Annotated in this window: 10 protein-coding genes; 3 read left to right on the forward strand and 7 right to left on the reverse strand. The window is 45.6% G+C overall.

Annotation, left to right across the window (positions count from 1 at the left end):
- Positions 1-10: 10 nt before the first annotated feature.
- Positions 11-1,396 (reverse strand): MATE family efflux transporter, encoded by a 1,386-nt coding sequence (locus H735_RS03080; protein WP_020196847.1) that lies wholly within the window; start codon positions 1,394-1,396, stop codon positions 11-13.
- Between the two features lie 52 nt (positions 1,397-1,448).
- Here H735_RS03080 and H735_RS03085 point away from each other — a divergent pair, with 52 nt between their 5' ends.
- Entirely contained in the window at positions 1,449-2,348 is a 900-nt protein-coding gene (locus H735_RS03085) for a helix-turn-helix transcriptional regulator (RefSeq protein WP_020196848.1), read from the forward strand.
- A gap of 111 nt (positions 2,349-2,459) precedes the next feature.
- Here H735_RS03085 and H735_RS03090 read toward each other — a convergent pair whose 3' ends face one another.
- Both H735_RS03090 and trxC read right to left on the reverse strand, forming a co-directional pair.
- Entirely contained in the window at positions 2,460-3,620 is a 1,161-nt protein-coding gene (locus H735_RS03090; RefSeq protein ID WP_009705352.1) for an MFS transporter, read from the reverse strand.
- A gap of 176 nt (positions 3,621-3,796) precedes the next feature.
- The gene (gene trxC / locus H735_RS03095; RefSeq protein WP_020196849.1) at positions 3,797-4,231 is read right to left on the reverse strand and encodes a thioredoxin TrxC; all 435 of its coding nucleotides are present in this window, start codon (positions 4,229-4,231) and stop codon (positions 3,797-3,799) included.
- 165 nt (positions 4,232-4,396) lie between these two features.
- Here trxC and H735_RS03100 point away from each other — a divergent pair, with 165 nt between their 5' ends.
- Positions 4,397-5,494 (forward strand): ketoacyl-ACP synthase III, encoded by a 1,098-nt coding sequence (locus H735_RS03100; RefSeq protein WP_020196850.1) that lies wholly within the window; start codon positions 4,397-4,399, stop codon positions 5,492-5,494.
- 84 nt (positions 5,495-5,578) lie between these two features.
- On the opposite strand, the gene H735_RS03105 is transcribed toward H735_RS03100, so the two are convergent.
- Both H735_RS03105 and H735_RS03110 read right to left on the reverse strand, forming a co-directional pair.
- Positions 5,579-6,904, reverse strand: coding sequence for a DUF1501 domain-containing protein (locus H735_RS03105; RefSeq protein WP_020196851.1), 1,326 nt, complete (start codon positions 6,902-6,904; stop codon positions 5,579-5,581).
- 9 nt (positions 6,905-6,913) lie between these two features.
- Positions 6,914-8,476 (reverse strand): DUF1800 domain-containing protein, encoded by a 1,563-nt coding sequence (locus H735_RS03110; protein WP_020196852.1) that lies wholly within the window; start codon positions 8,474-8,476, stop codon positions 6,914-6,916.
- A gap of 578 nt (positions 8,477-9,054) precedes the next feature.
- Between H735_RS03110 and H735_RS03115 the strand changes: the two genes are divergently transcribed.
- Complete coding sequence (locus tag H735_RS03115; protein ID WP_020196853.1) at positions 9,055-11,523, forward strand: hypothetical protein; 2,469 nt, start codon at positions 9,055-9,057, stop codon at positions 11,521-11,523.
- Positions 11,524-11,647: 124 nt separating this feature from the next.
- Here H735_RS03115 and H735_RS03120 read toward each other — a convergent pair whose 3' ends face one another.
- Both H735_RS03120 and H735_RS03125 read right to left on the reverse strand, forming a co-directional pair.
- Entirely contained in the window at positions 11,648-12,910 is a 1,263-nt protein-coding gene (locus H735_RS03120) for a hydroxymethylglutaryl-CoA reductase (protein WP_020196854.1), read from the reverse strand.
- Between the two features lie 541 nt (positions 12,911-13,451).
- On the reverse strand, positions 13,452-14,465 hold the full coding sequence (locus H735_RS03125) for a helix-turn-helix domain-containing protein (RefSeq protein ID WP_020196855.1): 1,014 nt from the start codon (positions 14,463-14,465) through the stop codon (positions 13,452-13,454).
- Positions 14,466-14,590: the final 125 nt, after the last annotated feature.

A 14,590-nucleotide genomic window follows, 5' to 3' on the forward strand; every position in this document is an offset into this window, starting at 1 on the left:
AACATAAGAATTAAGAAGTTGTCACGACCGTTAAGTTCTTAATCCAATACTTTTGCGTGTACCTGCGATAACACAATGCTAGTTTCACCACTTCTTCAGCGATCATGAGCGCATAAACGTATTTAAATTCCCAACCTAATACAAACGCAGCAACCGCACACAAAGGTAGGCCTGTCATCCACATCGCGATAAAGTCCATGCGTAAGCAAAAGACGTTATCGCCACCCGCACGAATAATACCGTTGATGATGATCATGTTAAGCATGCGAAGCCAAATCGCGCTGCATAAAATCACCACCGCAGGTGCTGCAAGTGGGTAAAGCTCAGGGTTGTCTAAGTTCAAAGCAGCAATAATTAACTCTCGGTTTAGTAGCAGTAACGCACCGATCGAAATACCAAACACAAACACCGCTTTAATGAAGAAGCTTGCCATGTGCTGAGCTTGTTCAAAAGCATCACGCCCTAACGACTGCCCAATCATCACTGAACACGCGACCGATATACCAAAGAAGATTGAATAACATAGCGACTCAAACGGTCCCAACATGCTGAATACCGCAAGTTCTGTCGTGCCCATGTGACCAAAAATCATTTGATACACCATGGTGCCGATTGCCCATAGTAGCGCACCTAACGTCATTGGCAGCGCTAAGCGGCGGTAAGAAAGCCACAAAGAAGGGCGCTCAGAACCTTCTTTCACTTCCAATAACCAATGCTTACGCCAACGCATGTAGCCAACCATAGCTAGCACTTGGAACAGGCGAGAAATTGTTGTCGCCAAAGCCGCACCCGCAACCCCCATTGCAGGGACACCGAAACCACCTTTGATGAGCCAGAAGTTCAGTGCGATATTGAGAACAATCGTCACCGCGCCCATAAGTAAAGGAGTGACGGTGTCACCTGAAGAGCGCATGCTCGCTTCTAAAACAATGATGATGTGAGTGAGTAACAGAACAGGAAACGCATACCAAAGGTAGGTGGAGCCGAGTTCGATGACTTGCGTATCGTTGGTTTGTAGACGCATGATAAGTTCGCTACCGACAGTGATAATCAGGGTAACAGGAATCAAGACTTTTAAACCAAATCGAATCGCAATCCCGGTGACGGTTTTTGCGCTTACAGCGTCATCACGTCCCCAATATTGAGCCACAAGCGTACCATTTGCAGACGCTAAACCCGCCATGATCATAATCGCGACAAAATGCCATTTTGATGCAATTCCCACAGCTGCGGTTGCTTCTTTACCAAAGTCACTAACCATGAGAACATCAGCCAAGGCAAGAATAGCCACCAACGCACTCTGGATCGCGACAGGGAAACCCAAGCGGATGATCTGCTTCAGTAGCCCGTTAGATAAAGAGTTGTTGCTGTTTTTGATGCCAATGTTGTTCGTCATAGTTACTCCTCGAAATTTGTGAGGAATATAAAGCCAATAGGGACAGAAATACATGTGCGAAAAACCACAAAACCTGTGCGAATCCGTCATCGAACAATTTGCCATCAAAACAGAGTGGCACGACGATGTGCATTTAGCTCCTGCATGTAAAGAACGATTCCTGACTCTAACGGAAATCCCCGAATGGAAACGAGCTGATATCTTTATGGCGGGGCTGGCTGAACTGCGCGATGGTTACCATGTCGAGCGAGATAAAGTGGGCGTCCATACCTTGCTGTTTACTATTGAAGGCGGCGGTGTTTTGATTACACCGGATTTCGTTAAAGAAATTGAGCCCTATACGCTGACTATTTTGCCCGTAGATACGTGTTTTCGATTTGAAATGAATCCAAGCAAAGGAATCTGGAAGATGGTTTGGCTTCTGCCTCAAAATACAGAGGCTTGGCAGCATCTCTCTGACTTGGGGCAAACCGTGGTGCCGTTTAGGGGCTCTGAGCAGGTATGGTCATTGATGACCTTACTCTACAACGAAATAGGGGGACGAACGGGGTTTCGTCAGCTGTTGATCAGTGAAGTGCAACGATTGGTAAAAAGTGTTGAAACCCCAATCAGTACGTCGCTGTCGCGCGTTCAAACACTCTTTAACGAAGTTGAAGGTCAGTTACACTTGCCGTGGACCATTGCCGAAATGGCCAAGCAGTGTTTTATCAGTGAAGAACAGTTCAACCGTTTATCTAAACAGCTTTTCAATATGAGTCCGAGAAGCAAGTTAATTGAGCTTCGTATGCACAAGGCAGCGGACTTATTGCAGTATCCAGCTTGGTCAGTCGTTATGATTGCCAACCGATTAGCTTATCGCGATCCTTACAACTTCACTCATCGATTTAAAAAGTTCTACGGCACTTCGCCAACACGTTATCGCAAGAGGCTACTGGAGAATCAAAACCAATGAGTCGTTTTGATTTCTAATGATCACCTAATGATCGATAAAGTAGAGAATTCAGAGACAAAAAAACGAGGGCATTGACCCTCGTTTTTGTTTGTCTTTTTGCAGAGGTTTGAATTACAAACCCGCTGCCATTTGATGTTTTGACTTGGTCGCTGCGATTAGCATGTAGATGCAAGTTGCAAGCAATGCTGCGAACAAGTAGCCCAACAAGCCGTGCATCTGACCCATGAATTTATCAGCAACCACCGGACCTGCTACCGAGCCAACGCTGTAGCTGAACAGCATGACTTGCGTTGCAGACACGATGAAACGCTCGTCCAAACCTTCGCAACCCAAGTTAATCGCGATTGGGTATAGTGCGAATGTCGCCATGCCCAATAGGAACAATGCCGCTGCCAATACTACCGCTGACGATGAAACGAAGGTCAGACCGATAGAGAAAATACCAAGGATACAGAAAAACGCCATTAGCACTGTACGTGCCATGTACTTGTTTAAGGTTGTCACCATTGGTTGAACCAGCATGCCACCTAGGATCACAAGCGCCATTAGAGTGCCAATGTCTTGGTGGCTGATTTTGCGGTTTGCAAGCTCAACAGGCATCAAACCGTAAATCGCACCTAAAGTAAGACCAGACACTACACAACCAATGATCGCAGCGTGGCTTAGTTTAGAAATCTGTTTAAACGACAGTGCAGTCGATTCATGGCTGTTTGGTTGTTCACAATCGATGAACAGCAGCACTAGCATCGCCATTAAGATCAGTGTTGTGATGGCAATAAAAGGAACACCGCCGCTCACGCCAAGGATACCAATACCAAACTGACCCAGTGCAGAACCACCGTATAGTGACAGCATGTATAGGCTTAAACGTTTAGCGCGTGATGCTTCATCACCAGACATTAGCCATGATTCAACAATGACAAATACGCCAGCGACCGCAATACCTGCGATAAAACGTGCGACAAGCCATACCATGCCGTTAGGAATAATAGGCAGTACGATGATCGTTAGTGAAAATGCAGCTAAGCTACCTACAAACGCTTTACGGTGACCAACGTTGCGAACAATACGCTCAAAGAACATTGCACCGATCAATAGACCGCCATAGAACACACTCGCCAACCAACTCGCGTAATCAGCAGAGATGTTGTATTCACCAAGCATAAGAGGGATCAAGCTCATCAAATAGCCTGACGCCACTGCATAAAGAGACAGTGCTACGACAGGAACTGTGACTCGTGGTGATGCTGCAGGAATGGCTGTGTTTTCCAATGTTTTGCGCCTATAAGTTAAGTAAAAATCAGGGGTTATTCGGCGCGAATATGAGGCTAATTAATAGGCAAGTAAAACGATATATTTGAGTCGTTTCGACAAAAGAAATTTATCGAAATTCTATGGGGAAATGCTGCATAAAAACGCCAGCCTGTAAGCGAGGCTGGCGGAAGGATTTATTTGCTAAGTGCTTGATTTAACCATTGATCGAATTGAGTCTTCGGTAGGGCACCGTTGACCATATCCACGCGCTGGCCATTCTTAAAAACCATAATGGTTGGGATGCTACGAATACCAAATTGAGCGGCAAGCTGCTGTTGCGCTTCGGTATCAATCTTGACAAAACGAGCGTTTCCGGTCTGTTCTTGTGCCACATCCGAGAAAACAGGCGCAAAACCAACACATGGATTGCACCATGGTGCCCAAAAATCCACCACAACTGGCGTGTTACTTTCTAGCAGCGCCGAGAAGTTATCGACAGTGCCTTCTATCGGTGCGCCATCAAACAGGGCGCTTTTGCATTTACCGCAACTTGCAGTTTCTGCAACTCGCTCATTAGGGACACGATTTAAACCGCCACAAGACGGGCAACGAGTTTTAAACGATGACATGACTTCTTCCTTTATGACAACTTGATGAAAACATGACTTACCAGTCAGCCTCATAATTTGTATACTTATTTTTTAGCCTGCCGAATGATAAGACGGCAAGTCTGTATTTGGACCCGAACAGGTTCTAAGAAATTTCATTAAAATACAACAATAAATAGGTCTGCGATGACAAATTACTACGCTGAAATTACCGGTTGGGGAAAATGTCTTCCACCAGCCACGCTCTCTAACGATGACCTTAGCACTTTCCTTGAAACTTCAGATGAATGGATTCGCACCCGTACTGGTATTGAAAACCGTCGCATCAGCCACGTAAACACGTCTGACATGGCAACGGTAGCCGCGCAACACGCGATGGCTCGTGCAGGTGTAGAAGCGAGTGACATCGACCTAATCATTGTTGCGACATGCTCTCCTGACTCTCTTATTCCAAACATTGCTTCTAAGGTTCAGCAAAACCTTGGTATTCGCTCTGCTGCTGCATTCGATTTAAACGCGGCATGTACTGGCTTCGTGTACGGCCTAGAAACAGGTACACGTTTGATTCAATCGGGCAACTACCGAAACGCAATCATTATTGGTGCAGAGCGTCTTTCTTTCTACATCGACTGGGCAATGCGCGATACTGCTGTACTGTTCGGCGATGGTGCAGGGGCCGTTGTTCTGACTCGTACAGAGCAAGAAACCGGTCTACTGCAATCGCAAATTGGTTGTGATGCAAAAGGGCGCGACATCCTTTCTGTACCTAAGTTTGGTACATGCATGGATCGCTTTGCGGAAGATAACGGTTACTGGGACTTTAACTTTGTAGGTCAAGAGATCTTCAAACGTGCCGTAAAAGGCATGGGTCTAGCGGCGAAAACGGTTTTGAAAGCTTCAGAACTAACCACAGATCAAATCGACGTGGTAATCCCGCACCAAGCAAACATCCGTATCATCCAAACGCTGTGTGACCTTTCTGGTATCCCACAAGAAAAAGCGTTTGTGAACATCCAAAACTACGGCAACACTTCGGCAGCGACGGTGCCAATCGCATTGTGTGAAGCGCTAGAACAAGGCCGTGTTAAGCCAGGTGACAACATGTTATTAGCAGCGTTCGGTGCTGGCCTAACATGGGGTGCAGCTGTGTTGAAGTGGGGTGACCGCGTAACGCCAATTGCTGAAAGCGACGCTGCGCTACCTGAGAGTGACAAGTCTGCACTTGAGCTACTAGAGCGTGCTATTAAGCTTTGCAATGAACGCCCACGTGGTGAAGAAGCATAACTAGCGCGAGCGGCTAACTGGTCAAAATAAGTAATAAGTGAAAGGGAGCATAACGCTCCCTTTTTTATGCCTATCCGGTAGGTGTTAAGACATAAAACCGAGATTTGATGAAGAGAAGTTTCGGATATTGGGGAACACGTAATCCAACGCTGCGCCATCGGTAATGCCCATCCATTGAGCTAGCGTTGCACCCACTTGGTCAGTACCGATTTTCGGAATCAAACGTCCTTTCGAGTAATCATCTTCGCCATCTAATACCAATTCAGGCCATGTTCCAATTGGCTTCGACCCGTTAACCGCGCCACCCATAATAAACTGATGTCCGCCCCAACCATGGTCGGTGCCGTTACCGTTGTTTGTCATGCGGCGGCCAAAGTCAGACATGGTAAATGTAGTGACATTGTCACGCATTCCAAGTGCATCGATTGCTCGATACATGGCAAACAGGTTTGTCGCTAAGTCTCCCAACAACGCAGGGTGTTTCGACAGTTGCGAATCATGAACGTCATAACCAGTATGTTTAACGAAGAACACTTGTTGCTGTTGATTCAAGTAACTTTGGCTCGCAATCAATTTGTAGACCGTCTGCATTTGCTTACCAAGCGTTGTAGAGGAAAAGAGCGGTGCATCTTCTACATTGTGCAGTTGTTCTGCCAACACGCCACTCATGGTCATAGACTCATCAACCATCAGATTAAAGTGACCATTGAATGGATTATTAGAAGCCGTCGCCAACAGTTGATCATAGACCTCTTTGTAAAGTGGATTGCCAATCGCGCTCAGCTGTACGGCTCGGTCTTTCTTAAGCACGGTTTGTCGGTGTTCAAGTGAACGTAACCACAAGGAATCACCATGAACACTGTACAGCGGCGTAATCTCTGAGTGTGAGCTCATGACATCGAGCATTCTTCCTGCCCAACCTAGGTTTGTGAACGTGTTCATGCCGCCGCGCATTAAAGTGTTGCTTTGCGAGTTGTGAGAAAAGAGCTGATCAGGCAAAGCAACCTCACCAGATTCAATCATCTGTTTCGTCATGGGTTGCTCAAGGACACCACTGTTAAGCACGACAGTGGCATCACCGTTATCGAACATTTCAGCCAGTCGAGCTAACTTTGGATGCATACCCAAGGGTACCGTATTGCCTTGGTTGTCTGTGGCATTTAACCCAATAGGTATGATGCTGTTTTTGGCAACAGAGAGTTTGCCTCTCACGTTGGCGTATTGGTCGTAATGGAAGTCGGACAAGGGCAGGAATGTATTAATAGCATCATTACCGCCAGACAAATACACACAGATAAGCGCACGAAAATCATTGGTTTGTGAAGCCATTGCATAACCTGGTAAACCCACGGAAGCCATAGCACCCAAAGAAGCCGTACTTTTCATAAAATTGCGTCGTGAAAGTTTCATAAGTCGCTCCTAATTTTGAATGTAGAATTCGCTGCCAGAAATCGCGGTGAAAATCACTAAGGCAAGTTTGGTGGTGGGAACATAATTGGTTTTGTATTTGTTGAGTGCGTTGTGCATGATTTGTTTTAGCTGCGGAGAAGCCGTGCCCGCAAAGAAACGCACATCGATGGCCTCAATCAATGCCTCATGATCATCAAGCAACTCGTACAACTCAGTCATATCCAATGAGTAAGTCGAGCCAGAACCTTTACGAACGCTGTAAAGCATGAAGTTAACCAACTCTGTATATACCGACCAATCCAATAGTTCGTACTCAGGCGAAACCATTCCGGTAAACACAAAGTCGGCTGAAGGCTGATAATCGGGCGAATAGAAGTTAAACACAGAAGGTGACCGCAGTGGTCCTTGATTGGCGATGTTCATCAACGATACCGCGCCATCGTATCGTGCAGCGTCGAGTGTAAAACCCGCCGCGCGATGGAAATTGGTGAGCACCAAGATTGGCTCTTTTACTTTTATTGGGCGAATGGAGGTTTTCCCGCGAGCCTCGTCATCAAGTAAGATCGCTCGGATGACAGAATTCAAATCACCCTTTACATCATTGCCATTGTTATTGAACACGGTTGCGACTCTTGCAATGTATTCAGGTGTTGGATTAGAGGTCACAAAGCGTTGGATGAGCAACTTAGAGACAAACGGCCCGATATTGTCGTGACTCATCAAAATATCAATGACACGTTCCAGCTCCTCTTCGGCGGTCAGTCCCGCAGGGATCTTGCTACCGAGTACGTGTTTTTCACCAGTGTCGTGGCGGTTTTTAATCACGCGCATAGGCTTCACAAACGTGTTGTCTGACTTGTTCCAACCCGTCAGCGCGCGTGCGAGTTCTTGTATGTCTGTTTGTGTGTAGGTCGCGAGCGCATGCCCAGTTTCTAAATCGTATTTTACGCTGCCGTCTAAGTTCAATTGATACAAACCAATGGTGAACAGTTGCATCAATTCACGAGCAAAGTTTTCATCTGGCAGTGCACCTGTCGCCGCGTTTGCTTTTGCGCTTCCCATCATTGACAAATAGTTTCCCATGGCAGGGTGCATAGCGGTTTTTAGCAACAAGTCACGATAGTTGCCAAAGGCATTTTCGACCAGTAAGTCATAATAATTGACCAGACTTTCCGGCTTGCTACCTAGTAGGCCGCCATATCGGGATACGACGAGCACTTGGCTAAGAGCAAAGGCCATTCTTTGTCTGAGTTGATCTTCGGAAGTGAGGACGATTTGATACCAAGCGTTTTCTCGGTTTGCTTGTGCCCCTTTACTAAAAGGCGTGAAGTAAAGATCACTGTGATAAGTGGGAGGGAGAAGTATTTGTTCTGTAATCCAATCCTCGTAATTGGTTTGATTTATTTGGTCGATTAAAGCAGGAGTGGGACCAAATGTGGTTTGATATAGAAAGCGTGCAGTTGGTAGATCTGGGTCGTCTTCGTCCGCCGATACTGGTCCTACAAAAAACAACAGCATGGCAACAAAACCTAGCACCCAACAAGAAATCTCATTCTGTTTCTGACGTCTCATAGTTAACTCGCTTACCCAAAGGAACGACTTAAATCCATTTAACGGGAGTAAAATGAAGCTCATAGTGAGCTGTAAAATAAAGTAACGAAATCAAGCAGCTGCAGAGCGGAGTATAGACGGGAAAATTCACTAACAAAGTATGATTTCTCAGAAAATAATCTGGATTGAAAAACGTAGGCTCACGTTTTGTTTGATAAATAACTGATAGATAAGAGCCAAAACTGCCTTGTTAAACTTCAAATTAATTATGAAATATTTAAGCAAGCTTTCATGTTTTGCCCGTTTTTATCATTCGAACGCTCAATGGTTGGCTTGTTGATATATCACTTAGTTTGGTTGAAATGAGCCTTTAAAGAAATTAGATCTAAAAAAACATGCCAGAGTGATTACTTTACTGATCGATCTATTAATTAAGTTGCATAAAGCGTGAATAAGCTCACGATTGTACATAAATTGCACAAATAAATGCGATCAATAACTAACATTTACCGGGTCGATGAGTTCGACACGGTTCAATCCGCAGCTAGTAAAGAGGAGAGGTAATAGCTGCACCATAAATGTTGGATAGGAGAGCACATATGGAAGCTCGCAAAACTATGCTCGCTGTTGTTATTGCATCTACGGTCGCTGCGTGTGGCAGTGATGACAATGATGAGAGCGCCAGTCAAACGTACACACTTAATGGTACCGTCGTAGATGGCTACATCTATAACGCCTTAGTCTGGATGGACATCGATAGAGATGGTGAGCCAGACGCCGATGAACCTCAGGCAAATACTGGCCTTGATGGTACATATTCATTTCAAATCTCAGAAGCACAAAAGGACGCCTTAGTGGGTGTGCCAATTTTGGCTCAGTTAACAAACGACTCTGTCGATGTGGGGACTGAACCCCCAACCACGATGGAAGAGTTAGATCAGAAAATCGCTGCCAATGAAGCAGAGAAAGTCTTTGAAGATGCTGAAGATGGGCACGCCATTGTTCTTGGGATGCCACCTTTAACACAAGCCGACTTTGATGATCTTGAAGACGGTGAACTCGATGGTCAGGTCATCAACCCTTTTACTACCCAAGTTCATGAAGAGCTGACGTCTCGAGTAAGCGCCGTTCTGGAAGATCAAAACCTCGATGAGTTGAGTGATGAGGAAATCGCAGCGCTGCTTGTCGCGCTTGGAAGCTTAGTGAACCAAGCAATTGACGATGCAGTCGACGAGTTAAAAGAAGAGCTCGAAGACAGCACCTTGACCGATGAAGAACTTAAAGACCGTTTGATGGGTGATTTTATCGCTGAAGGCGACACAGGCGAAATTCTAGAACTAGCTGAAAGTAAAGTCGACGAGCGCGTATCGGATGAGCGAGTTGCCGAAGAGTTAGAAGATGAATATCCCGACGGTAAGGTGACCCATTACTCGTACACAGACAGTTACTATGGTACGCCGGACAATATGGACATCTCATTAGACTTCACGGTAGAGGGCAGTGAAACGGAGATCGTCGATGAAACCGCGAACACATTGACCTATCAAGCCACGGCTACAGAATATTATCAACGAGCCGGCGTAAAAACGGTGTTCAGTACATTTACAGAGGAAGCGGTGCAGAACCTCGATGACGGTACCTTCACGGTCAAGATAACGTTTAAAGCAGACTTGAACTTTGATGGCGAGTTTGATTTCACTAGCCATGTATATGATGTCGGCGTCGCAGATGAGGGCGAGACTCGCGGTCAGTGGGAATTTACCCGTTACGTTGATGAATCCAACCCTGCCGATTCTGGTGGTGACAGCGTCACTACAGATGACCCAGAACGCGAGTTAAGTTACAGCACGGTGGATTTGTTTGCAGAAGCGGTCATGGCCGGCGATATGTCTGGTGTGGACTTACTTCAAACCATGGTTGAGGTAGAAGAAACAACGGCAGATTATGATTACGAATCTCGTGAATTTAAAGAGTACGACTTAGATGCTGCAGTTCCTCTAGAAGCAGCCACCTATGCGCAAGTTCGTGAACGATGGGACTATGTGGATGGTGGTAACAAAGAAGTCATCAAGCATGATTGGGATGCAGACGGTTCAGTTAATGAAACGACAACAAGTATGAATAATGCCGATGGCTCCGAGTCATACACGAAAGCAGGCCCAGTTTGGAACTGGGATGGCTCAGTTAGCTTCGAATACCAAGTCAATTATTGGGAAGAATATACCTATACCAAGGGTGTCAACGACGACAGTCAGAAAATCGAAACGAGTGTGGGTGGCAAATATATTCTCGATGAAGCTAACGCGGTCAAAAAAGTCGATGAAAATGGCGATGGTATGAGGTTCAACCGTTGGGACGAAGTGAAAACCTATTGGTCAGAGACAGATATTCGTACTCACGTTGAATGGCAACACTTTGCAATTGAAGGGTATGACTACACTTTTAATGATGGTGGACAAAAATACAGTACTCTGATCAACGACAATTACACAGGTTATCCTGAGTACGTCGGTCCTTATATTGAAGACTTAGACGAACTGGTCGACGGTTGGCTCGAAGAAGGACTGTCTGAACAAGCGATCTGGTTGCGAGTCATTGGTGAGTCTATCCGTGGCGTGAGTCGCAGTGAGGGTTACGATTACTGCGAGGTCAATGCGACTGGTGCATCAGTCAATGCCGCGTTGTTGGCGTCGGAGCTAACAAAGTGTGGCGGACTTCAACCATTAACGGCGGATGACGTTGTCGATTCAAGACTGACGAGACGCAAAGGAAACGGCGTCGAAGTCCGTTTCTGGGACATCTATGAAGGCGGTATGGCGGATCGCGAGACTTGGAAAGCCGAAGGCAATACAGAAAACCTCGGTTGGGATTGGAGTATCACCTCAGAAGGTTACTTAAGGTTAAGCAAAGGAGACGATTTTGTTCGTTTGATTGCGCCTTACTTCAAAGGTGAATATGGCGCTGCAGTTATTATCTTTGACGAGTACTCAGATACAAGTATGAACGAGATGTGGAGTACGTATTTTGTCGATACTGTGGATTTATACATACCACCACAACCTGAGTAAAAAAGCCAAGTTGCTCGTAGCATCGATAACGAATTAAGCACAAGAGCTTAAACTAAAAAGCCGCTCGCTCATTGTATTAACTCGAGTGCGCGGCTTTTTGTTTTAACGAATTAGGCTCAACAGCTTATTTTCTCGCTAGCTTGTGATGCGCTCTTGAAAAATGATCGGCACAGAATGCACCAACAATGGAAAGTTCACCTGCCAAGCATAAACCGGCAGCGACTTCTGCTAACGCTTTTGCTTTGCCATTGCCGTGCAAGCCAAGTATATCCAAACACGCTTTTTGAGTTGGTAGGCCAGTACCGCCACCAACGGTGCCAACCATGATGTTTGGCAAAGTGACAGAGGTATACAGGTTGCCGTGAGAATCCACATCCATTCTCGTAATACCAACCGCAGATTCTGCAACGCACGCTGCATCTTGTCCGCAGGCGATGTACAGAGCGGTGAGGGCATTGGCGTAGTGCGCATTGATACCGATAGTGCCGCTTAGTAATCCACCTACAGTATTCATTTTGCCAAACTTCACCATCGCCTCTGGTGTGGTGTGCAGGTATTTCTCGACCAAAGCTGCAGGAATCGTCACTTCAGCTGAGACTTTTTTACCGCGAACAGAGCGTAAAGTGTGGGCGTTGGCTTTCTTATCTCCAGATAAGTTACCGTCAAGATAAGCATCAACCGGCGCGACTGGACTGTGTTCAAGAATGTAATGGAAGACTTTGTGTGTCGCGATGGTCACCATGTTCTGACCCGACGCGTCGCCCGTCACGTATTCAAACACCAAGTAAACATGATTGCCTTCGATGTTGACGTTGATGTCTTTAAGCTTGCCGTGCGTGGTGGTGGATTCTGCTTCTTTACGGAAGATATCGTATTGAGTGACCACCCAACTGACGAACTGCGCGGCTTCTGCAAGTGATTGGAAACCAAACACGGGAGTACGACTCACGCCTTCGCTGATCAAAAGCGTACTTGCGCCACCAGCTGCGGTAATCAAGTTCGCGCCGCGGTTATAAGAGGCAACGAGAGCAGCTTCTGTCGTTGCGAGTGGTACTAGGTAGTCGTCATTCGCGAACAAGCCGTTAATACGTAGAGGTCCAGCAACACCGACAGGGACGTTAACGGTACCAATAAAGTGTTCAATGTTGTTGGCGTATTGGTCGTAATGCGATTGTGTGAAAGGATCCAGAAGAAGATCTTTGTCCGTCATGGATTCGAGTACTTTCCAACGGCGTTCAATGTGCTTTTCCGTCAGACTCGCACTGAGGCAAAGTTTCTTTTCTGGCTTGTGGTATTTCGGTTCTAATGCCGATTGTACTTTTTCGCAGGTTTCATTATCAGAGAGTGCAGAGCTATTCCTTGCGCTGTCTAAATTTAATTTCGGCATACAAACGTTTCTTTATTCATTTGGTTTGGAATTGTAGTGATACAAAACGTGATTACAATCCCGCGTATACGTTTTGCAACAAAAGGCTGCTCAGCTTCAAACTGATGAACATTCGGCTTGACCAATAGATAGAGCGTTATCCATTGGCTGACAAAAACGACATTTGGGCTAACCAATACAGTAGGTTATTGAAAATTCGACAAAAGCTAATATGGAAGCGGGACTGAGAAGTAAAACGCAATGAACAAACCACCGAATTTCTTCTTATTGTAAAAATTGTGCAAAGTGGGCGAACTACTCTAATTTGAGACTTCAAATAATGAGATTGGAATGTGGTTGTGTGGCGTAAAATGGTAAATAACTTGGTTCGCGCCACGGCATAATAGCCCCACGTTTTCAATTGAGGGTAACGTATGATTGTTTACTTTCGAGTTCAGGACGTAGAAGTGCTGTGTGATGAAATAGACCTCGCAACACTGATGCAAGCCAAGCTCAAACAATTACCAAGTACCAAGCCTCAAATGGACTGAGCAGTATAACGTCACGAAGTGCTGGATGCGTTCAGCGCAATAGATTGTTTATACACTTTAGGAGATAACCCGGACACTCTTTTAAAGGCGCGCGAAAAGTGCGAAATACTGGTGTAACCAAGTTGATTGGATATATAAGTGAGAGAGTGTCCTTCTTCCATCAATTCGCAAGAAACAGAGAACATCAATGACTCTTTAATATGCCGAAAAGAAGTGCCTTCATTCTTTAACTTTCTTTGAAAGGTTCGAACAGAATAGCTCAGCAACTGAGCCGCTTCTTCTATCGACAAATTACGCTCTCGCACATAAGGGCGCAGGAGTTCAAACACGCTATCGGTAAAACTTGTATGCCACTGGATCTGACTCGGTTCAGCGCCTAACTGTGAGTCCGATATTTGGATTGGTACGTTAAGAATGTCCGCGGGAATGTAAACACCGGTCTTCTCTTGACCCACAAATATCTGGCACTGGCTAGGAACAACACTTTTTACGATATCGCTGTTGCTGCCTTGCAGGCGTACCTTGCTTGGATACCAAGCGGTTTTGGTCAAAATGCTAATGAGCTCAATGATATAAATCACAGCAAATGCTTCAGACCAGTTAGCGATTTGAGTGTCTTTCTGTTCCGAATATCGACAGAACCAAGCGTGGCCATGATGGGTTTCGAAAGAAACGTTACTGCCAGGCGAGTCTAAACTGAAGATTTCATCAATGTGCTGCATTGAATCGCCGATGGTTTTAAATGGCACAAACTGATGCAAGACATTAGGTATAACGCGGCGACGAAAGACTAACACCAATAAGTCGGTGAATTTCGTTACGCCAAGTTGGGAAGAAGTGAGATGAATTAAACGTTTTATCGATTCAGACGGAATGTAGTCGCTCTCGGTTTGGAATAAGTCCGCAGGTAAGCCAGCGTCACTAAGGAGTTTATGCTTGTCTAAGCCATAGTCAGCAAAGACTTCGACGAGAATTCGAGCATAGTTAGTCTGAATGACAGGTAGATGAAACGTTTGATTTGGCATTTTGGCGGATACTCCTTTATCACTGTTTTATCTTAGCGCATAACGCACGGTTTTAGATATAGCTCGCTATTTATTATTCAATTAATTGAAGGTTGAGCAGGACGGTATATTCTTAAAATGTTCAA

The sequence above is a fragment of the Vibrio owensii CAIM 1854 = LMG 25443 genome (assembly GCF_000817815.1).
GTDB lineage: Bacteria > Pseudomonadota > Gammaproteobacteria > Enterobacterales > Vibrionaceae > Vibrio > Vibrio owensii.

Excerpts from the sequence above, each read along its gene's own strand:
- trxC (WP_020196849.1), bottom strand. The coding sequence starts at position 4,231 with ATGTCATCGTTTAAAACTCGTTGCCCGTCTTGTGGCGGTTTAAATCGT.
- H735_RS03105 (WP_020196851.1), bottom strand. The coding sequence starts at position 6,904 with ATGAAACTTTCACGACGCAATTTTATGAAAAGTACGGCTTCTTTGGGT.
- H735_RS03085 (WP_020196848.1), top strand. The coding sequence starts at position 1,449 with ATGTGCGAAAAACCACAAAACCTGTGCGAATCCGTCATCGAACAATTT.
- H735_RS03080 (WP_020196847.1), bottom strand. The coding sequence starts at position 1,396 with ATGACGAACAACATTGGCATCAAAAACAGCAACAACTCTTTATCTAAC.
- H735_RS03120 (WP_020196854.1), bottom strand. The coding sequence starts at position 12,910 with ATGCCGAAATTAAATTTAGACAGCGCAAGGAATAGCTCTGCACTCTCT.
- H735_RS03115 (WP_020196853.1), top strand. The coding sequence starts at position 9,055 with ATGGAAGCTCGCAAAACTATGCTCGCTGTTGTTATTGCATCTACGGTC.
- H735_RS03110 (WP_020196852.1), bottom strand. The coding sequence starts at position 8,476 with ATGAGACGTCAGAAACAGAATGAGATTTCTTGTTGGGTGCTAGGTTTT.
- H735_RS03125 (WP_020196855.1), bottom strand. The coding sequence starts at position 14,465 with ATGCCAAATCAAACGTTTCATCTACCTGTCATTCAGACTAACTATGCT.
- H735_RS03100 (WP_020196850.1), top strand. The coding sequence starts at position 4,397 with ATGACAAATTACTACGCTGAAATTACCGGTTGGGGAAAATGTCTTCCA.